This window comes from Blautia sp. 1033sp1_1033st1_G9_1033SCRN_220408, assembly GCF_040929965.1.
Classification (GTDB): Bacteria; Bacillota; Clostridia; order Lachnospirales; family Lachnospiraceae; genus Blautia_A; species Blautia_A ammoniilytica.
Map to the genome: position 1 here is coordinate 26376 of NZ_JBFKZO010000005.1, position 22173 is coordinate 48548.

The 22173-nt window shown below is 41.2% G+C and carries 18 protein-coding genes; all 18 read left to right on the forward strand.

The window, feature by feature from the left end; all coding sequences use genetic code 11:
* Window positions 1–42 precede the first annotated feature (42 nt).
* The 18 genes from AB5916_RS05415 (at window position 43) to AB5916_RS05500 (ending at window position 22124) form a co-directional block, all read left to right on the forward strand.
* Window positions 43–828 carry an ABC transporter permease gene (locus AB5916_RS05415; RefSeq protein WP_368189638.1) on the forward strand — a complete coding sequence of 262 codons (786 nt, stop codon included), beginning with the start codon at window positions 43–45 and terminating at the stop codon, window positions 826–828.
* Window positions 825–1616, forward strand: a complete 792-nt coding sequence (locus tag AB5916_RS05420; RefSeq protein ID WP_368189640.1) for an ABC transporter permease — start codon at window positions 825–827, stop codon at window positions 1614–1616. The genes AB5916_RS05415 and AB5916_RS05420 overlap by 4 nt, the downstream gene beginning before the upstream one ends.
* Window positions 1595–2371, forward strand: a complete 777-nt coding sequence (locus AB5916_RS05425; RefSeq protein WP_368189773.1) for an ABC transporter ATP-binding protein — start codon at window positions 1595–1597, stop codon at window positions 2369–2371. Before AB5916_RS05420 ends, AB5916_RS05425 begins: the two co-directional genes overlap by 22 nt.
* A 14-nt stretch (window positions 2372–2385) precedes the next feature.
* On the forward strand, window positions 2386–3132 hold the full coding sequence (locus AB5916_RS05430; RefSeq protein ID WP_158420745.1) for an ABC transporter ATP-binding protein: 747 nt from the start codon (window positions 2386–2388) through the stop codon (window positions 3130–3132).
* Between the two features lie 12 nt (window positions 3133–3144).
* Window positions 3145–4614 carry a sulfatase gene (locus AB5916_RS05435; RefSeq protein WP_173728846.1) on the forward strand — a complete coding sequence of 490 codons (1470 nt, stop codon included), beginning with the start codon at window positions 3145–3147 and terminating at the stop codon, window positions 4612–4614.
* A gap of 51 nt (window positions 4615–4665) precedes the next feature.
* Window positions 4666–6150: a sulfatase gene (locus tag AB5916_RS05440; protein WP_368189641.1), complete on the forward strand. Its 1485-nt coding sequence runs from the start codon at window positions 4666–4668 to the stop codon at window positions 6148–6150.
* A 19-nt stretch (window positions 6151–6169) separates the two neighbouring features.
* Window positions 6170–7276, forward strand: coding sequence for an anaerobic sulfatase maturase (locus AB5916_RS05445; protein WP_173728842.1), 1107 nt, complete (start codon window positions 6170–6172; stop codon window positions 7274–7276).
* A gap of 261 nt (window positions 7277–7537) precedes the next feature.
* Window positions 7538–8113: a chromate transporter gene (locus tag AB5916_RS05450; protein ID WP_158420741.1), complete on the forward strand. Its 576-nt coding sequence runs from the start codon at window positions 7538–7540 to the stop codon at window positions 8111–8113.
* Entirely contained in the window at window positions 8110–8679 is a 570-nt protein-coding gene (locus tag AB5916_RS05455; protein WP_368189643.1) for a chromate transporter, read from the forward strand. Before AB5916_RS05450 ends, AB5916_RS05455 begins: the two co-directional genes overlap by 4 nt.
* 28 nt (window positions 8680–8707) lie before the next feature.
* Complete coding sequence (locus AB5916_RS05460) at window positions 8708–9658, forward strand: AEC family transporter (protein WP_368189645.1); 951 nt, start codon at window positions 8708–8710, stop codon at window positions 9656–9658.
* An 844-nt stretch (window positions 9659–10502) separates the two neighbouring features.
* Window positions 10503–10964 (forward strand): Hsp20/alpha crystallin family protein, encoded by a 462-nt coding sequence (locus AB5916_RS05465; protein ID WP_173726961.1) that lies wholly within the window; start codon window positions 10503–10505, stop codon window positions 10962–10964.
* A gap of 92 nt (window positions 10965–11056) precedes the next feature.
* Window positions 11057–13660 (forward strand): ATP-dependent chaperone ClpB, encoded by a 2604-nt coding sequence (gene clpB, locus AB5916_RS05470; protein ID WP_368189647.1) that lies wholly within the window; start codon window positions 11057–11059, stop codon window positions 13658–13660.
* A 32-nt stretch (window positions 13661–13692) separates the two neighbouring features.
* Window positions 13693–13866 (forward strand): DUF4250 domain-containing protein, encoded by a 174-nt coding sequence (locus tag AB5916_RS05475; RefSeq protein ID WP_158420728.1) that lies wholly within the window; start codon window positions 13693–13695, stop codon window positions 13864–13866.
* A gap of 318 nt (window positions 13867–14184) precedes the next feature.
* Complete coding sequence (locus AB5916_RS05480) at window positions 14185–14685, forward strand: MarR family winged helix-turn-helix transcriptional regulator (RefSeq protein WP_368189649.1); 501 nt, start codon at window positions 14185–14187, stop codon at window positions 14683–14685.
* A 72-nt stretch (window positions 14686–14757) separates the two neighbouring features.
* Window positions 14758–16920, forward strand: coding sequence for an ABC transporter ATP-binding protein (locus AB5916_RS05485; RefSeq protein ID WP_368189650.1), 2163 nt, complete (start codon window positions 14758–14760; stop codon window positions 16918–16920).
* A complete protein-coding gene (locus AB5916_RS05490; RefSeq protein ID WP_368189652.1) occupies window positions 16917–18752 on the forward strand; it encodes an ABC transporter ATP-binding protein in 1836 nt (611 codons plus the stop codon). Before AB5916_RS05485 ends, AB5916_RS05490 begins: the two co-directional genes overlap by 4 nt.
* 157 nt (window positions 18753–18909) lie before the next feature.
* On the forward strand, window positions 18910–20997 hold the full coding sequence (locus AB5916_RS05495; RefSeq protein ID WP_368189654.1) for a UvrD-helicase domain-containing protein: 2088 nt from the start codon (window positions 18910–18912) through the stop codon (window positions 20995–20997).
* A 140-nt stretch (window positions 20998–21137) separates the two neighbouring features.
* Complete coding sequence (locus tag AB5916_RS05500; protein WP_173726965.1) at window positions 21138–22124, forward strand: hypothetical protein; 987 nt, start codon at window positions 21138–21140, stop codon at window positions 22122–22124.
* The last annotated feature ends 49 nt before the right edge of the window (window positions 22125–22173 follow it).

The window sequence follows — 22173 nt, forward strand, 5'->3', positions numbered from 1 at the left end:
TCAGTCCCACAAGTGATTTAAGAGAAAATATGGAGGATAAAAATGAAACAAAAGAATAAAATGAAATATTTTTGCATTTCCGTTGTCTCAGTTTGTACAGTAATTGTTATCTGGTTTCTGTGTATCAATGTATTTCATATGAAATCAGAAACAGTATTTCCGGGACCGGTAAAAGTATTCAATACGTTCTTAGATAAACTGCATACGAAAGCTCCTGATGGAGCAACCTTGCAGGCACATCTGTGGTCCAGTATTAAAGTTGCTTTGTTAGGATATGCATTGGGCGCACTCGTAGGGGTACCGCTTGGTATAGCAATGGCATGGAATAAATGGGTAGACAGATTTGTAAGACCATTGTTTGACCTGGTTCGTCCCATTCCCGGACTTGCATGGATTCCAATGTTTATTTTGCTGTTTGGTATCGGAATTACATCAAAAGCATTGGTTATCTTTCTGGGTGCACTGATTGCTTGTATTGTAAACAGCTACACAGGAATACGTCAGACAAAAGAAACACACTTGTGGGTGGGGGATGTTTTTGGAGCATCAGACAGTCAGAAACTTTTTAAAATCGCAATTCCAACTGCACTTCCAATGATTTTTACAGGACTTCGTGTAGCTCTGGGAACATCCTGGACAGCGTTGGTTGCAGCTGAGCTCCTTGCATCTACAAAAGGACTTGGTTATATGATCCAGCAGGCAAGGGCAATTTCCAGACCGGATATCATCATCGTTGGAATGCTGGCTATTGGTGCGGTAGGAGCAATATTTGATGCGTTGCTTCATCTGGTGGAAATTCATGTTGCGAAAGGAATGAATGCAAAATGACAAATGGAAAAAAACTATCTGAAAAATCAATAGGTGCTGTCTGTGCAGTAGTTTCCATAGGAGCATTTATCATTTTATGGTATTGGGGAACACAGACTACACAGCTTGGATTACTCATTCCTGGGCCTTTTGATGTATTGAAGGCTGTTGGTGCAGGCATTGTGGGAAAAGTTGGACGCCATAGTATTCTGGCACATGCAGGATACAGTCTGTTACGAGTAATGATTGGATTTATAGTTGGTTCGTTAGTTGGTGTGGCACTTGGACTTTTGATGGGATGGTATCGGATTGCAGAAGCGATTTTTAATCCATTATTCAGAATTATCCGTCCAATCCCTCCGATTGCATGGATCCCGATTTCTATTATTTGGTTTGGACTTGGAGAAGATGCAAAAATCTTTCTGATTTTTCTGGCATCATTTTCTAATACAACATTGAACTCTATGGCTGGAGCCAGAAGTGTTGATCCGGAAATTGTCAATGCAGCAAGAATGCTTGGCGCAAGTGAACGCAAGATTTTTACTACCATTGTGCTTCCGGCTTCTGTGCCAAATATTTTTGCAGGATTACAAGTTGCTATTTCAAGCAGCTGGGCAACTGTATTAGCTGCAGAGATGGTAAGGTCTTCAGAAGGACTTGGATGGATGATCGTAGCCGGAATGAATAACAATGATATGATACAGATTCTTTCTGGAATCGTGATGATCGGTGTTGTTGGTTATATTCTGGCGATTATAATGCGAAGGGCGGAGGATGTATTATGCCGATGGAACAAGAGCGGAAAATAAATCACAATATTATTGTAGAATGTAAAGATGTGAGCAAAACTTTTATTACTCCGGAGGGCGAACATCCGGTAGTTCGAAATTTTGATTTAGAAGCAAAAGAAAACGAATTTCTGGTTCTTTTTGGACCTGGACAGTGTGGTAAGACAACGATCATTAATATGATTGCAGGATTTGAAAAAGCAACAGCTGGCAGTATGAAATTTATGGGAAAAGAGATTACTAAGCCAGATCCTTCCAGAGGAGTTGTGTTTCAGTCAACAGCATTATTTCCCTGGATGACCACAATGGGAAATGTAGAATATGGATTGAAAATGGCAGGAGTTCCAAAAGCAGAAAGACAGAAGCGCGCACAAAAGTATATTGATCTTGTGGGACTGAACGGGTTTGAAAAGTCTTTCCCGGTACAGTTGTCAGGAGGTATGCGGCAGCGAGTAGGTATTGCCCGTGCTTACTGCAATGAACCCAAGCTTATGCTTATGGATGAGCCATTCGGAGCACTGGATGCACAGACAAGATATCTTATGCAGGAGGAACTGCAGAGAATCTGGGAAGCAGAAAAACGAACGGTTATTTTTGTTACAAATAATATAGAAGAAGCTCTGTACCTGGCAGACAGAATACTGGTGCTTACAAATTGCCCGGCGACTGTTAAAAAAGAATATAAGATTGATCTGCCAAGACCGAGAAATCTGGTTTCACCGGAATTCCTGGCTCTCCGTAAAGAGATCACCAGCATTCTGGACAGCACATTATAGGGAGAGGGTATCCAATGAGTGAAAAAAAGACGAAGGTAAAAGTAAATCATCTGACAAAGAAATTTGGAGACCTGCTTGTGTTAAATGATATGTCTTTTGATGTAGAGGACGGAGATCTTTTGTGTGTAGTTGGTCCTACTGGCTGTGGAAAAACAACATTCCTGAACAGCCTTACAAAGATTTATGACATTACAGATGGAGAAATTCTTCTAAACGGAGAACAGGTAGATCCGAAAAAGCAGAATATTGCATACATCTTTCAGGGAGATTCCACCATGCCATGGCTTACTGTAGAGGAAAATGTACGTTTTGGTCTTGATATCAAGAAAATCCCTGAGGCAAGAAAAAAGGAACAGGTAGACAAGTATCTGGAAATCGTAGGTCTTTCAAAATATAGAAAATATTATCCGAAACAGCTTTCTGCAAGTATGCTTCAGAGAGTAAGTATTGCAAGGGCATTTGCAACAGAACCGGAACTTCTTTTGATGGATGAACCATATGGACAGCTGGACATTGAGCTTCGATTCAAACTGGAAGATGAACTGGTAAAACTGTGGCAGATGACAGGGACGACGGTTTTGTTCATTACCCATAATATTGAAGAGGCGGTTTATTTAGGAAATAAGATTATGGTTCTGACCAACAAACCGACTACAGTAAAGAAAACACTGATAAATGAACTTCCAAGGCCAAGAGATATTGCAGCACCGGAGTTTGTTAAACTTAGAAATGAAGTTACTGAATTAATTAAATGGTGGTAGAGAGGTGAACCTATGAGGGCAATTACTGTTATGTATGATTCTCTGAACAGAAAATACCTTCCGAATTATGGAGATAATCTGTCGATCATGCCGAATTTTCGCCGGCTGGCGAAAAAAACAGTTACATTTGATAATTTTTATGTTGGAAGTCTTCCCTGCATTCCTGCACGAAGAGAACTTCATACAGGAAGATACAATTTTTTACATAGATGTTGGGGACCGTTGGAACCTTTTGATGATTCTATTGCATCCATACTGGGAAAAAATGGAATATATACCCATTGCGTGACAGATCATGCACATTATTGGCAGGAAGGCGGAAGTACTTATCATACCAAATTTGCATCATGTGAGATGATAAGAGGCCAGGAAGGTGATTTCTGGAAGGGAGAAGTAAAAGGTTTTAAAGAAAATATAGATCTTCATCGCCAGGATGAAATAAACAGGAAATATATGCAAGGAGAAAACCACCCTCATGTGAAAACGTGTCAGGCAGGACTTGAATTTCTCGAAAGCAATTATCAGGAAGATAACTGGTATTTACATATTGAATATTTTGATCCACACGAACCATATTTCGTGCCGGATAAGTACAAAAAGATGTATACAGATAAAGAGCAGCCCTTTGATTGGCCTTTCTATGGAGAGGTAAATGAAGGGTCAGAAGAAGTAAGCGAAGCAAGAACCAATTATCGGGCAGTCCTTTCTATGATAGATGAGTATTTTGGTAAAATTTTGGATTTTATGGATGAACATGACATGTGGAAAGATACCATGTTGATCGTAAATACAGATCATGGATATATGCTTGGGGAACATGGCTTTTTTGGAAAAAATTATATGCCTAATTATGACCAGATTGTCCATACACCATTTTTTATCTGGAATCCAGCCATTGGCTGTGCTGGAGAAAGACGTTCACAGCTTTGTCAGACAATTGACATTGCACCAACGATCCTTGACTACTTTGGAATCGCACCAACACCTGATATGAAAGGTAAGTCACTTTTCCCCGTTTTAAAAGACGAAAAATCAATTCATGATTATATTTTGTTTGGCTATTTCGGAAAGCATGTCAATATTACAGACGGAAGATATGTATATATGCGTGCAGGACGCAAAGAGAATAACAGTCTAAATAATTATACAATTGTGCCATTGCATATGTTTGAACCATTTTCTGTAGAGGAACTGCAGAATACGGATGTTGAAATGGTGAAAGATTTTGGATTTACAAAGGGAATACCGGTTATGAAGATTCCTGCATCTGGTGCAACGTCTCCCAATAATTCGTGTTATCAGTATGAAGAACACATGAAATACGGTGACCTGTTGTTTGACTTGAAGAATGACCCAGATCAGAATACATCTATTATGGATACAGTAGTAGAAGAAAAAATGATACAGGCTATGAAGGGGCTTTTGGAAGAAAATGAAGCACCACAGGAATTGTATGATCGTATAGGGCTGAATATGAATTAGAACAAGGATTTTTTAATAACTTACTATTTTATGAACTGGGAGGATGATACTATGGCTCAGGAGAAACCATTGAATATTGTCTGGTTTTGTACAGATCAGCAAAGATGGGATACGATTGGGTGTCTGGGAAATCCATACATTAAGACACCGAATATTGATAAATTTGTCAGTGAAGGTGTTACATTCACAAGGGCATATACCCAGGCACCGGTGTGTACACCAAGCCGTTCATGCTTTCTGACAGGACGTTATCCGAGAACAACAAAAGCTTTTTACAATGGAAATGATAATTATTCAAAGGACGAAAAGCTAGTTACAAAGCTTCTGGCAGATGAAGGGTATGTTTGTGGTTTATCAGGAAAATTGCATCTCACATCCGCACAAGGCAGGATGGAAAACAGAACAGACGATGGATATACATATGTGCAGTGGAGTGAGCATCCAAATGATGACTGGCTGCATGGGGAAAATTGTTACCAGAACTGGCTGAAGGAGAAAGGCCTGAAATGGGCAGATATTTATGGTGGTAAATATACAAGCATGGCAACATGGCCGCCAACTCCAAATCCAAATTTCACCGGGAAGACAGTAGGAGTTCCGGCTGAATATCATCAGACAACCTGGTGTGTGGAAAAAGCAATTGAATTTATTGAAGAGAACAGAGGCAAGGACGGACCCTGGCTGATAAGCCTGAATCCGTATGATCCACATCCACCGCTGGACCCGCCACAGGAATACAAAGATAAATTGAAAGTAGAAGACATGCCGCTGCCACTTTGGAAAGAGGGAGAATTGGAAAATAAACCACCTCATCAGCAAAGAGATTTTTACATTGGCGGTCAAGAGGGGCAGGCAGAGCCGTTTCCGGAGCTGACAGATTATGAAAAGAGAGAACATTTCCGTGACTACTATGCAGAAATAGAACTTGTAGACGATCAATTTGGCCGATTAATGGATTATCTGGACAAGAGCGGAGAAAGAGAAAATACAGTAGTGATCTATATGAGTGATCATGGTGAGATGAATGGCGATCATGGTTTATATTGGAAGGGCGCATATTTTTATGAAGCACTTACACATGTGCCCCTGATTATATCCTGTCCGTCACGGATCCTTCAGAATGTAAAATCGAATGCGCTTGTGGAACTGGTAGATCTGGCACCCACATTGATGGAACTTGCCGGTTATGAAGTGCCATATTTCATGCAGGGCAAGAGCCTGGTACCTATTTTAACTGGAACTGCGGACAAAGATTATCATAAGGATTCTGTTTATTCTGAATTCTATCACTGTCTGAAGGGGACACATGAAGATATTTATGCTACAATGTATTTTGATGGAAGGTACAAGATAGTGAATTACCATGGGAAGGAATTCGGGGAATTGTACGATCTGGAGAACGATCCATGTGAATTTGATAATCTCTGGAATAAAGAATCCTATCAGATATTGAAGCATGAACTGATCAAAAAGAATTTTGACAGTGCAATTATGAAAAATATGGATTTTTCCATGCATTTGATAAACGAATATTAAAAGGAAAAGGAATAGACAAATGCCACCAGTCAGCATTTTGATGAAACCAGCATCCGGAAACTGCAATATGTTATGTGAATACTGTTTTTACTGTGATGAACAAAAAAACAGAACGCAGAAATCCTATGGGATGATGGAGGAAAAGACGGCCCGGAATATTATTCGCAAAGCACTTGCCTATGCAGAAGGCGGTTGTGCGATTGCATTTCAGGGCGGAGAGCCAACACTAAGAGGAATTGATTTCTACTATAAAGTAGCAGAATATGTGGAAAAATATAATAAAAAGAAGATTCCCGTAACATATGCATTTCAAACAAATGGGACAAATATTAACGAAGAATGGTGTAAACTCTTTAAAAACTGTGGATTTCTTGTTGGAATTTCATTGGATGGGATATGGAAGACCCATAATTGCTACCGCCATGCCCAAAATGGAAAAGAAACCTTTGACCGGATTCTTGAAACATGCAAAATGTTGAAACAGTATGACGTGCCTTTTAATATTCTTACCGTTGTACATGACCAGACAGCACAATATTTGAATGAAATATATAGCTTTTATAGCAAAAAAGGATTTGAATATCAACAGTATATACCATGCATTGATCCATTACAGCAGGAAAAAGGTAAAATGCATTATTCGCTGGATCCAGTAGAATATGGAAAGTTTTTGATCCGTTTATTTGAAAAATGGAATGAAGATATTCGTACAGGCAGATCGATTTATATCAGGCAGTTTGACAATTATATAGGTATTCTTAAGGGATATGAACCGGAGGCCTGTGATCAGAGAGGCTGCTGTGGGATTCAGTACGTGATCGAAGCAGATGGAAGTGTATATCCATGTGATTTTTATATGATGGATGAGTACTGTCTTGGAAATGCCAATACGGATACTTTTGGAGAGATGGATGAAAACAGGAAAAATATCCGTTTTCAGGAAGAATCTCTGAAAATCTCTGAGACATGTAAAAATTGCAGATACCTGAAGTTATGCAGGGGCGGTTGCCAGAGAAACAGAAACAAACTGCCAGATGGTACCTGGAAAAATTATTTCTGTGAAGGATATCGTTTATTTTTTGATACTTGTTATGATAAAATGGTTGAAATTGCACAGGATTTTTGACGGATACCTGATTACCAACGGAAGCTTTTCAGTGCTTAATAAAATTTCTGCTTGCAGGGACAACTGCTACACAGTTTAAACAGCTGCGCATCACATTCTGATTACTTTGGTGAGGGGTGAGAGGAGTGAGATGCGCAATTTTTATAAAATAAACAGAACCAATATTTACTAAAGTGCTTATATGTGGCACAATATGATTTGCAGGAAAAATGCTGAAAGCATTTATGAATTAACGTTTATATCAGGCCAAAGGAGTGGACTATGGAAGAAAAATCGAAAGATAAAGGTTATATATTGCGAAAATTGTTTTTCGCCTGTTTATATTTAAGCACATTTACATTTGGCGGTGGTTATGTGATTGTGACCCTATTAAAAGAGAAATTTGTGGATCATTACCATTGGATCGATGAAGAGGAAATGCTGGATCTGGTAGCCATCGCACAGTCTTCGCCAGGAGCCATTGCGGTGAATGGGGCAATCGTAGTAGGGTACAAGCTTGCAGGCATACCAGGAGTGCTAGTCTCAACTCTGGGGGCCATTATACCGCCAATGGTGATTTTATCCTTAATTTCGGTATTTTATAATGCGTTTTGCTCTAATTATTATATTGCTGCATTATTAAAAGGAATGACTGCAGGTGTTGGTGCAGTGATCATGTCAGTTGTGTATGACATGGGGAAGAATGTTGTAAAATCAAAGGACTGGATAAATATCCTGATCATGGCTGTCAGCTTTTGCTGCAGTTACTTCCTTAACATTAATATTATTTTCATTATATTAGCAACGATCGTATTTGGAATTGTCCGCACAGTAATAAAGGAGAGAAAAGAAAAATGATCTATCTTCAGCTTTTTTTTAGTTTTCTTCAGGTTGGAGCGTTAAGCTTCGGCGGTGGATACGCAGCAATGCCGCTGATACAGGAACAGGTGGTGAATTTGCATGGATGGTTATCTATGAATGCCTTTACCGATCTGGTAACAATTGCAGAAATGACACCTGGCCCGATTGCAGTAAACGCAGCTACCTTTGTAGGTATGCAGATTATCGGACCACTAGGGGCCGTGGTTGCAACATTTGGCTGCATTCTTCCATCCTGCGTGATGGTGACTTTATTGGCACATCTTTATACTAAATATCAAAATGTATCTGTGTTTCAGGGAACCTTGGCCTCTCTTCGCCCTGCAGTTGTAGCTATGATTGCGAAAGCGGGAGTGACCATCCTGATTTCTTCTTTTTTTGTCAACGGAACGATACAGCTTATACGACAAAATATATGTATACGGATGATAGTGTTTTTCGGGATAGCATTGGTGCTGTTACGGAAGTTTAAGGTAAATCCTATATTAGTCATGGTGCTGTGTGGAGTGGCAAATGTGGCTTTTTCTATGATCACCGGTGTGTGAACAGGCTGCATTAAACAAAAGGAAGGATATGAGGAAGGAAGTGTATGATATGAAGGTTCTGGAAATTATTATGCCTGTGCTGGTTATGATCCTGCTTGGCATCTGGTGCAGAAAGAAGAATGTATTAACACAAAGCGGTATTGACAATATAAAAAGCCTGGTTACAAATATTATGTTGCCTGTGGCTATTTTCCATGCGCTGGCAACAGCAGAATATACAGGGAAAATCGGTATACTGGTAGGAATCATGTTTGTGATGCTGCTGATTTCTTTTTCGGTTGGATTTTTACTAAAGCCATTATTGGAAGCACCATATAAAAAATATCTGCCCTACATGGTCTGTGTATACGAAGGGGGAATGATGGCCTATCCATTATATACCAGTTTGTGCGGCAGTGAACATCTTTCCCAGATTGCTGTATTGGATATTGCAGGACTGCTGTTTGGCTTCAGTGTATATATGGGAATGCTGGGACAGACTGAAAATGGAGGAAAGATTAGTGCAAAGGCACTGTTTTTCAGTGCAGTAAAAACTCCTGCATTTGTAGCCAGCGTTTTGGGAATTGCAGCCGGATTAACCGGAATCATTTCACGGCTTGTTGAAAGCTCTTTTGGAGGTGTTTATCTTAGCGTTGAAAATATTCTTACCACTTCTGTAACTTCTATGATCCTTCTTGTGGTAGGGTACAGTATGGAGTTGACCCGAGAACTGATCAGCCCATGTATAAAAACGATCATACTTCGTATTTGCGTCCAGGCGGTGATGATGGCTGGGGTTCTACTTGCTGTCCATTTTCTTGTAGGCAGTTCACAGCTTATGGATCTTGCAATCATTCTGTATATGTCTGCACCGGCTACTTTCAGTATGCAGACATTCCTGAAGAAAAAAGAAAGCAGTGCATATGTATCTACTACAAATTCTTTGTACTGTATTGTGTCAATTCTGGTATATATGGTGCTGGCGTTGATAATTTATTAGAGAGATATGTTAAATGACAGATTAGGTTAACTTGAATCGTGTGTTACTCTCTCATTATTTGGGGAGTGATGAATTAGAATTTGAATGAAAAATTATATTTTGGATAATTTAGAACTATATTGTACCAAACTGAATTGTATCATCCCAGTTCCGTAAACAGTAATAATAAAAAGAGGAATGCCTTTTGGGCAAGAGATTTCACTAAGTAAATGTCATTAGTTCGTGGATTTACATTAAATATTGTGCAAAATGACGAAAATGATTTGTAATTACACAATAAGATAAAAAAATACACAATATTCTTGACAAAATAAAAATGAAACCTGACTTTGAGAGTTGAACCATAAAATATAGTGCTAAGCCACAGATCAAAACCTATGGCTTAGCATTTTTTTATGGACTTTAGTCTGTTGGGTCCATAATGATATAAAAAAGTACTTCCCGTGGAATCGGAAGTACTTTTTTTATGGGTTGAATTAAATGTGCATCAATATGCGGAGGTAATGCACTTTATTTGGTAGATAACACAGTTGTTTGTGTTATGTTTATTTTAACAAAACAGAGGGGGAAAACAAGCCTCCCAGGGGGATACTGAAGTATGAAAAAAAGAAGAGGTGATATGCATTATATGAATAGGTATGGTATGTTGGGAAATTTATACAGGGTACAGAGATTTTGCATGGCTCCTAGCGGTCACAAAATCTTCACAAAATTATTAGCACTCACCTCTTGACAGTGCTAACAATGCGTGTTATATTACGTACAGAACAAAGGAAATGGATTATAAAGATAACAAGAATTTTAATAAATAAAGTAAGAAGTCCATTGAAAGGAGATATGACTTATGTTAAGACCAAGTATTTTTACAGACAGTTTACTGGATGATGTTTTTGGATTTCCATTTTATGATGATAAGGCAGACCACAGGGCAGAGAGAAAGCTGTATGGACATCACGCAGCTAATCTGATGAAGACAGATATTAAAGAGAAAAATGACAGTTTTGAATTAGAGATCGATCTTCCGGGATTTACAAAGGATGAGATCAAAGTAGAAGAGAAAAACGGATATCTGACAGTCAGTGCTTCAAAGGCTCTGGAGCAGGATTCCAAGGAGAAAGAAAGCGGGCGTTATATCCACAGAGAACGTTATACTGGTGCTTGCCAGAGAAGCTTCTATATTGGTGAGGATATTGAGAATGAGCAGATCAAAGCTGAATTCAAGCATGGGATCTTAAAGCTTACACTTCCAAAGAAACAGGCTAAGCCGGAAGTGGAAGAGAAACGTTATATTTCCATTGAAGGATGATCGTATTATGAAATGCCGATGGACAGCTTCTAGAAGGAGGCTGTCTGCCGGCAGTTTTTCCATATAAAAGGATTCGGAGAGGAGGAACGTATATGAACATCAGTAAATTCACACAGAAGTCCATTGAGGCAGTGCAGAATCTGGAAAAGGTTGCCTATTCTTACGGCAATCAGGAGATTGAACAGGAGCATCTGCTGTATTCCCTTCTGAAGCAGGAAGACAGCCTGATTCTGAAGCTGATCGAGAAGATGGATATCAATAAAGATTATTTTATTAATACAGTTGAAAAAGCACTGGACGAGAAAGTAAAAGTATCCGGCGGCGAACTGCGTTTTGGACAGTATCTGAACAAAGCACTGGTAAATGCAGAGGATGAAGCCAAGTCCATGGGGGATGAATATGTATCTGTGGAACATCTGTTTTTATCCCTGTTAAAGTATCCAAGTCCAAGCATGACAAAGATCTGGAAGGAATTTGGAATTACACGAGAAAGGTTTTTGCAGGCTTTGTCTACTGTAAGAGGAAATCAAAGAGTGGTCAGCGACAATCCGGAGGCTACTTATGATACACTTGCCAAATATGGCGAGGATCTGGTGGAAAAGGCCAGAAATCAAAAACTGGATCCGGTAATCGGCCGTGATGGGGAGATCCGTAATGTGGTACGGATCCTGTCCCGTAAGACTAAGAACAACCCGGTTCTTATTGGTGAGCCTGGTGTAGGTAAAACTGCAGTTGTAGAGGGACTTGCACAGAGGATCGTTGCAGGGGATGTACCGGAAGGTCTGAAGGAAAAGAAGATTTTTTCCCTGGATATGGGTGCTTTGGTAGCAGGAGCCAAGTACAGAGGCGAATTTGAGGAAAGACTGAAAGCTGTTCTTGAAGAAGTAAGGAAAAGCGAAGGCAGGATCATCCTGTTTATTGATGAATTGCACCTGATCGTTGGAGCAGGTAAGACAGATGGAGCCATGGATGCCAGTAATATGTTAAAGCCTATGCTGGCAAGAGGAGAACTTCATTGCATCGGCGCTACCACTTTGGATGAATATCGCCAGTATATTGAGAAGGATGCTGCACTGGAACGTCGTTTCCAGCCAGTTATGGTAGATGAACCTACAGTAGAAGATACCATTTCTATTCTTCGTGGACTGAAGGAACGGTATGAGGTTTTCCATGGAGTTAAGATTACAGATAGCGCCCTGGTAGCAGCGGCAACTCTTTCACATAGATATATTACGGATCGTTTTCTTCCAGATAAGGCTATCGACCTGGTAGATGAAGCCTGTGCACTTATTAAGACGGAATTGGATTCTATGCCTACTGAACTGGATGAGCAGCGCAGAAAGATTATGCAATTGGAGATTGAGGAGTCAGCCCTGAAAAAAGAGACGGATAGCTTAAGCCAGGAGCGTCTTGCTGACCTGCAGAAAGAGCTTGCAGATCTGAGGGATGTATTTAATACCCAGAAAGCTCAGTGGGATAATGAGAAAAAGTCTGTGGAAAAGCTTCAGAAGCTGCGTGAGCAGATTGAAGATGTGAATAAACAGATCCAGAAAGCAAAACAGAGTTATGACTTGGAAAAGGCTGCACAGCTTCAGTATGGAGAGCTTCCAAGACTTCAGCAGCAGCTGGAAATCGAGGAACGTGACGTTAAAGAAGGAGACAGACGTCTTGTTCATGAAGCTGTTACAGATGATGAGATTGCAAGGATTATTTCCAGATGGACAGGGATACCGGTTGCAAGATTGACAGAAGGAGAGCGTGCTAAGCTTCTTACCCTGGAAGATGAACTGCACAAACGTGTGGTGGGCCAGGACGAAGGAGTGCGCCGAGTAACCGATGCCATTCTCAGGTCTAAGGCAGGGATCAAGGATCCTACAAAGCCTATTGGTTCCTTCCTTTTCCTCGGACCTACCGGTGTAGGTAAGACAGAACTTGCCAAAACACTTGCTCAGACGCTGTTTGATGATGAGCAGAATATGGTTCGTATTGATATGAGTGAATATATGGAGAAGTATTCTGTATCCAGACTGATCGGAGCGCCTCCGGGATATGTTGGTTATGAAGAGGGGGGCCAGCTTACAGAGGCTGTGAGAAGAAAACCATATAGTGTTGTACTGTTTGATGAGATAGAAAAAGCACATCCGGATGTATTTAATGTATTGCTCCAGGTGCTGGATGATGGGCGTATCACAGATTCTCAAGGAAGAACAGTGGACTTCAAGAATACGATCCTGATCATGACATCGAATATCGGTTCTCCTTATCTGCTGGATGGTATTGATGAGAATGGTCAGATCAGACCAGAGGCTCAGAAACAGGTTATGGATGACCTGCGGGCACATTTCCGTCCGGAGTTTCTGAACCGTCTGGATGAAATAATTATGTTTAAGCCCTTGACAAAAGCAAACATTGGTAACATAGTAGACCTGATGGTAAAAGACCTTGATAAACGTCTTTCTGACCAGGAACTTTCCCTGACTCTGACTGAGGCAGCAAAGGAAAATGTGATCGAAAATGGTTATGATCCTGTATACGGTGCAAGACCGCTGAAGCGTTATCTGCAGAATTATGTGGAAACGCTGGCTGCAAAGAAAATCCTTTCCGGAGATGTGCATACAGGTGATACCCTTGTGCTGGATGTGGAGAATGGAGAGTTTGTTGTCAGAGTGCAGGGCGCTCCTGATGACAGAAAATGATGCTGTAACAGGCAGAAAAGGAGATTCCATGCATGATACCAAAGGATCCGGTAATATTGCTAAGTTATGTGAATACCCAGTTGCGGGATTATTATGAGTCCCTGGAGGCATTGTGCACCTGCAGGGGGATCAAGAAAAAGGATCTGATCAGCCAGCTGGATCAGATTGATTATCATTATGATTCAGACACCAATCAGTTTATCTGATCATTATCAGGCATAAGAAAGAGGATGCTTCAGAGGTAGTATTTGATACGCTCTGATCAGGCATCCTCTTTTTTTTATGTATATGCAACAGAAAATTACGTTGTGGTATTTCTATAATTCATGAGAAAATAGTTAGTCGAACAAATGTTAAATTTTTATAAAACTGAAAAAAATACTTGCATTCTCGCAAATATAAGTATATTTTATATACTTAGCCGACTAAATGAATAATAATGGTGATGGCTGGAAAATAAAAGCAAAACAGCAGGAGGTACTTTTGAGAGGTTGATTTTATGAAACGAAACAGGAGGTGAATAGGTGTTGGAGGAAGAAGAAAAACAGGACCGGCAAAAAAGTATGCAGGCTTTGTTTTTGGAAATAAACAGGAGATATATGGGAAAGTGTTTCAGCAAGATGAAGGAACTGGAGATTCATCCAAGTCAGATCCCCATTCTTGCCATTCTGGGGAAAAATGAAGAATATAGCCAGAAAGAGATTGCTCAGATTTTGGGCGTGAAGCCGCCTACAGTGACGGTCAGCATTCAAAGGCTGGAAAAGATGGGAATGGTATGCAGGAAGCAGGATGAACATGACAAGCGTATTACCAGGATCCGTCTGACAGACAAGGGCAATGAAGTAATCCAGAAAGGGCTTGCCACCATGCATGAGACAGAGAAATATCTGTTCAGAAATTTTTCCGAGACAGAGTTGTGCCTGATGAGGCGTTTTTTTAATCAGCTGCTGGAAAATATTAATACAATGCCGGGAATAGTTGAAGAAGGATGTCCTTTGTCGGAGAAGCATGTAGTTGTAAAGTAAAGGTAACTATTCAACAGGTAGTCTTGTGAGGTTACAGAACAGTTACAAATAAAGATATAAAGGAGACACGCAATGGTTAAACTGATGAGATATCTGAAAAAGTCAGCAGGGTATATAGTCCTGATCATGGGACTTTTGTTTCTGCAGGCATACTGTGATTTATCACTTCCGGATTACACATCCAGGATCATTAATGTAGGGATCCAGCAGGGAGGCATTGAAGACAATGTTCCACAGAAGATGCGCACATCTACCATGAAAGCACTATCTGTGTTTATGGATGATGATGATATGAAACAGGTGGAAAAGTATTATGAAGAAGACAAAGACATTTATGTGTTGAAGGATGGCATTTCCAAAGATGAAAGAGAAAACCTGAATCATTTTCTGGAAAAGCCGATGATGCTGTATTATGGAATGTGTTCCGGCAGTGATGAAAGCAAAGCGATGACAGAGAACATGGGTCTTCAGGAAGGAACAGATCCGGTGCAGGCGCTGGGAGCTATGCCAGAGGAGATGAAAACTCAGATTCTTCAGGAGATGAATGAAAAACTGGAGAATATGCCAGAGTCTATTGTAAGCCAAAGTGCTGTACTTGCAGTTAAGAAAGAATACACAGAGTTAGGAGAAGATCTGGATAAGCTTCAGATGGATTATATCATCCGTTCAGGAGCACAGATGGTGTTAATGGCTCTGGTGATCATGCTGGCAGCAGTGACAGTGACATTTCTTTCTTCAAAAGTAGCAGCAAGGATGGGCCATGATCTGCGGGGAGATATTTACAGTAAGGTTATAGGATTTTCCAGCAACGAATATCATAAGTTTTCAACTGCATCCTTGATCACCAGAAGTACCAATGATGTGCAGCAGGTACAGCAGGTTATGACTATGACCTTCCGTATTCTTCTGTATGCCCCTATACTGGGGATCGGAGGCGTGATCAAGGTACTGAATACTGATGCATCCATGACCTGGATCCTGGGTGTTGCTGTTGCACTGATCCTTCTTGTGATCCTGGTTCTGTTTAAGATCGCAATGCCAAAATTTACAAAGCTGCAGACTCTGATCGACCGTTTGAATCTGGTTACTAGGGAGATCCTTACCGGTATTCCTGTGATCCGGGCATTCAGCAGGGAAAAATTCGAGGAAGACCGTTTTGAAACTGCCAATGAAGAACTGACGAAAACAAACCTGTTTGTCAACAGGTGTATGACTTTTATGATGCCTGTAATGATGCTGATCATGAACGGTGTATCCGTTATGATCATTTATTTCGGAGCACATGCTGTAGATAACGGAAGTATGCAGGTAGGAAATGTAATGGCATTTATCCAGTATGCTATGCAGATCATTATGTCCTTCCTGTTGATCACTGCCATGTCCATTATGATTCCCCGTGCCAATGTGGCTGCTGTCAGGATCAATCAGGTTCTGGAAACAGAAGGAAGTATTGAAGATCCGGTATCTCCGGAAGCCCCACAGGATAGTTTACGTGGAACAGTTGAATTTGACCATGTAAGCTTTGCGTATCCGGAAGCAGGAGAAAATGTGTTGAATGATATCAGCTTTACTGCTAAGAAAGGCCAGACAGTGGCTGTGATCGGAAGTACAGGAAGCGGCAAGAGTACACTGGTCAATCTGATTCCAAGATTTTATGATGCAACGCAGGGAACTGTAAAGGTGGATGGTGTGGATGTGCGTAAAATGACACAGCACCAGTTAAGGGAATGCCTTGGATACGTACCTCAGAAAGGAGTCCTGTTCTCAGGAACTATTGATTCCAATATCCGCTACGGAAAAGAAGACATTTCTTCTGAAGAAGTACAGCAGGCAGCACAGATCGCCCAGGCCACAGAGTTTATTGATACAAAACCCGAAAAGTACAACTCACCGATCGCACAGGGCGGTACCAACGTATCTGGAGGCCAGAAACAGCGTTTGTCCATTGCAAGAGCGATTGCCAAGAAGCCGGAGATTTTTATTTTTGATGACAGCTTTTCTGCACTGGACTTTAAAACGGACAGTAATCTGAGAAAAGCATTAAAGGAGAGTACCAAAGATGCAACAACTATTATTGTTGCACAGCGTATCAGTACGATCTTAAATGCGGATCAGATCATTGTACTGGATGAAGGACATATGGCCGGTATCGGAACACATAAGGAACTGATGAAGAACTGTGAGGTTTACCGTCAGATCGCAATGTCTCAGTTGTCAGAGGAGGAATTAGCATGAGTGAGAGAAGCAGAAGACCTATGGGAGGCGGGCATGGTATGCGTTCTGTTGAGAAGGCTAAGGACTTTAAAGGAGCCATGAGTCGTCTGTTCCAGTACATGGGTAAATATAAATTCCGTTTTGGACTGATGTTTCTGTTTGCTATTGCAGGAACTATATTTAATATTGTTGGGCCAAAGATCCTTGGAAAAGCGACCACAGAGCTTTTCAACGGACTGGTAAGAAAGGTAAACGGATCTGGCGGCATTGATTTTTCAAAAATTGGTCAGATTCTTTTATTTACGCTGGCTTTATATGTGGCAAGTGCATGCTTTTCCCTTATTCAGGGGTTTGTAATGACAGGGATTTCCAATGACGTTACGTATAGTCTGCGTAAGGACATTTCCAAAAAGATCAATCGTCTGCCTTTAAATTATTTTGAAAGCCGGACAAACGGAGAGATTCTTTCCAGGGTAACAAATGATGTGGATACCCTGCAGATGAGTCTGAACCAAAGTATTACCCAACTGATCACCTCTATTACCACATTGATCGGAGTATTTATAATGATGCTTTCCATTAATGTGCCGATGACGCTGACAGCCCTTTTGATCCTGCCAGTGTCCATGCTGATCATTAATGGGGTAATGAAGCGGTCGCAGAAATATTTCCGTGATCAGCAGAAATATCTGGGTGAAGTAAATGGTCAGATTGAGGAAAACTACGGTGGACACAATGTGGTGAAGGTGTTTAATAAGGAACAGGATGTACTGAATGTTTTTGAAAAAGATAACCAGAAGCTTTACGAGTCTGCATGGAAATCCCAGTTTTTCTCAGGCATGATGATGCCTATTATGCAGTTTATCGGAAATTTGGGATATGTAATGGTTGCTTTGTTAGGCGGTGTGTTTGTGATCAAAGGAAGTATTGAGGTTGGAGATATCCAGTCCTTCTTCCAGTATATCCGTAATTTTACACAGCCTATCCAGCAGATCGCACAGGTAACAAATCTGCTTCAGTCTTCTGCTGCTGCGTCTGAAAGAGTTTTTGAATTTCTGGATGAGCCTGAGGAAGAGCAGGGCAAAGAGAATGCTGTGGATATTACAGGACTTTCCGGCAATGTGAAGTTCCGGCATGTTGAGTTTGGCTACAATCCGGATAAGATCATTGTCCATGATTTTTCAGCAGATGTGAAAAATGGGCAGAAGATCGCAATTGTAGGACCTACAGGTGCAGGTAAGACCACTATAGTGAAGCTGCTGATGCGGTTCTATGATGTAAATAAAGGCTCCATCTGTGTAGATGGACATGATATCCGGGATTTTAACAGAAGTCAGTTAAGAGAAATGTTTGGTATGGTTCTGCAGGATACCTGGCTGTTCTCCGGAACGATCATGGAGAATATCCGGTACGGACGGTTGGATGCAACAGACGAAGAGGTGATCGCAGCAGCAAAGGCAGCTCATATCCATCACTTTATTATGCAGCAGCCTGGCGGCTATAATATGGTGCTGGACGAGGAGACAAGTAATATTTCCCAGGGCCAGAAGCAGCTTTTGACTATTGCCAGAGCTATTTTGGCAGACAACAAGATCCTGATCTTGGACGAGGCTACCTCGTCTGTTGATACCAGAACTGAGATGCAGATCCAGAGGGCAATGGACAATCTGATGAAGGGAAGAACAAGCTTTGTGATCGCCCATCGTCTTTCTACGATCAAGGATGCAGATATGATTCTTGTTATGAAGGATGGAGATATTATTGAACAGGGATCTCATGAGGAACTGTTGGCAAAGGGAGGATTTTACGCACAGCTTTATAACAGCCAGTTTGAAAAAACGCAGACAGCATAAATAATCAGGGTACAGTTACAGATAAGCATTTTTAAGAAGCAGTTTTCATCTCAGTTTGTTTGGGGTGTACTGCTTCTTTTTGTGTACTTTTTAAAGGCTATAGGGTATAATAATAAGAACCTCTCTGGAAGGGGATGACAAAAAGGGAGCTTTTAGAATGACAGACAATAAAGATGGGATCCAATATCTGGCCTATGTATTGGATAAGCTGCGTCAGAGGATTGCAGAGATATCCCAAAGCATTGCAGAAGGCCAGAAAGAAATAGACGGTATGCATGAATATTACTGGGAAAATTACACAGAAATGGACCAGTATGGATATGAAAATTTTGACAATCAGCAGGCGTTGTTTCATCAAATCAGTGCCAATGAGCAGCAACTCCATCTAAAAAGCCGGTTTCGGAAAATGCTGGATTCTCCCTTTTTTGGAAGAGTAGATTTCATTTTTGAGGGAGAAGATGAGCCGGAAAGCTTTTATGTTGGTATTGGCAATTTTGCAGAAAAGGCCGGAGGTGTGCCCCTGGTCTATGACTGGCGTGCACCTGTATGCGGACTTTTTTATGATTATGATAAAGGACCGGCTTTTTATGAAGCACCGCTTGGCAGGATCCAGGGTGAGATCCTTTCCAAATGGCAGTACAAGATCCGCAGGGGGAAGATGGTCTATCAGTTTGAAAGTGACATCAAGGTGGATGATGAGATTCTGATGGCAGAGCTAGGAAGTAATGGCTCTGTAGCACTGAAGAATATTGTAAGTACGATTCAGAAGGAGCAGAATGCGATTATCCGTAACACGAAAGACCGGATCATGGTGATTCAGGGGGCAGCAGGATCAGGTAAAACATCCATTGCGCTTCACAGGATTGCTTATCTTCTTTATCATGACAGGCAGAATCTGAAATCATCCAATATTCTGGTATTGTCTCCTAATGGGGTTTTCTCAGATTATATTTCTCATATTCTGCCGGAACTAGGGGAAGAAAATATAAAAGAAATGAGTTTTGACCTGTTTGCTTATCGGCAGCTTCAGGATACAGCAGCTGACTGTGAAGACCGTTATGACCAGATCGAGAGAAGCCTGAACCATCCAAAGGCTGTTACATTTTACCAGGAGAAGCAGTCCGAAGGATTTCTGAACCAGCTGGAACGGTTTATTACAGAACTGGAAGATGAGCTGATGGATTTCAGGGATATCCGTTATAAAGGCTATACAAAGACAGAAGCAGAGATCATTGATCTGTTTTACTTCAAATTTATGGATATTCCATTGCTTGCCAGAATGGATGCAGTGTGTGATTATTTTATTGATGAAGTGGAAACATTAAGGGACAGGGATCTGCCAGATGAAGAGAGGGAGCTGATCAGGGAGGATTTTTATTCCCTGTATGAAACAAGGGATCTGTATGTATTGTACAGTCGTTTTCTGGAAAGCAGCGGATATCCGGCTCTTACCAGGGTTCCTCTTGAAAAGAGAAAGCTTCTATATGAAGATGTATATCCTGTGCTTTATCTGAAATACCGTTTATGGGGGCAGCAGGAAAATAGTACGATCAAGCATCTGGTGGTAGATGAGATGCAGGACTATTCAAGAATGCAGTATCTGATCCTGAAAAATATGTTTTCCTGCAGGATGACCATTCTTGGAGACAAGGCACAAACAATGGAAGAAAAACAACAGGATGTGTTTACTTTCCTGCCTGGGATCTTTGGAAGGGATATCCGCAGGATCCAGATGAATAAAAGCTATCGAAATACAGTGGAGATTGCGGCTTATGCTAATAAGCTGGCAGGGATTTCGGATATGGAACTACTTCAGCGTCATGGAAAGCCTGTACAGGAACAGCAGTTTGAGGATATACAGGCAGCGGTGAAAGAAATACTGGACTATATCAAGCTGGGCGAGGATGAGTTTGAAACAGCAGCGGTGATCTTCCGCACAGAGAAGGAAGCAGACCTGGGAGCAGCTTTGCTTAAAAAGATGTTGGAAGAAACAGGTTTTGATACAAAGAATCGGTTCAATTATCTGCACAGGAACAGTTCCAGATTTAAAAAGGGAATTACAGTTACCACCTTTTATCTGGCAAAGGGACTGGAATTCGACCAGGTATTTGTAGTATTTCCTGAAAAAGACCAAAGTGCGCTTGCAAAACAGGGGAGATATATTGCGGCTACAAGGGCTCTTCATGAGTTATATATGTACAGTGTTATAACTGCTTCTGGAAAGCATTTTGATTTCCAACTGTGAGGGCACTGAATAGTTACACTGTGTTTTTCAAAAGTTTACAGGAATTTAAGAATCTGCACTGTGAAAAATATTGACATATTTGTAATACAATTGTAAAATATCGAATGAGGGATTTTTGTAAGATAAATAAGGAGGCAATTATGAAGAATAAAAGATTTTTAGTTCTCTTAACTATAACAGCAGCACTTTCAGGACTGGCCACAGGATGCTTTGGCGGAGATGATCCGGCAGAGCAGGTGATCGTGGATGAGACTCCTACACCGGAGCCCACCCAGGAGCCTACACCAGAGCCTACGATTGCACCGGATGTACAGGATACTACTTATACTTCCAGTGATGGAGCAGTGACGATCAAGCTTCCGGACGCTACCTGGGCGAATAAGTCAGATGCAGAGGATATGATCAGCTTTGAGTCACCTGAGCAGGGTAAGATCCTTGTTCTTCATGGAGCAGGGGAAGAGGATATGTCTTCAGCTATGATCCCCAATACCCAGGATCTGGCAGCTGCACTTGAGCAGGCTTCTGACCTGGAGCAGGGTACAGATTTTGAGATCCAGAATTACAACAGCACAAATGTGAATGGAGTAGGCATTTATTCTTACACTGTGAAGTATCTGAATACAGAGAAGAGCGGCGGATATGCTTATGCTGTGAAGAAGGTATATGCCAATGAGAGCGAGTACTACAGCATTACAGGCTCGGTAGTGAATGATGCATCCCTGACAGGGATCCAGACGGCTGTTGATTCTTTCCAGATCATTGGCGCATCCAGTACACTTGCTGTTGCAGATACTACTGCTGACGGCACTGCAGACGGTACACAGACAACAGATGGTACAGCATCCGGTGATTCTGCTACAGGTACAGACGGACAGGCCAGCTCCACTACCGGTAATTCCGGAGGATTTACACAGGAGCAGCTCACCGATACCAATCAGACAAGAACCATCTACCGTAACTCTGATGGACATCCGCTTGTGATCACCCCGGACGGCAGCGGTAACTGGGTAGATTCCCAGGGCAATACTTACCGTTTTGCCAATAATGAGGATGTTTATGATCAGAATGATGTGGATTATTACTGGCACGGCGAAGGTGCAGATGTATATTATATGCCGGTAGAATAAAGGATTTCCGGTAATACTTCAGGAAGAAACCAAAGGCAGACAGCCGACT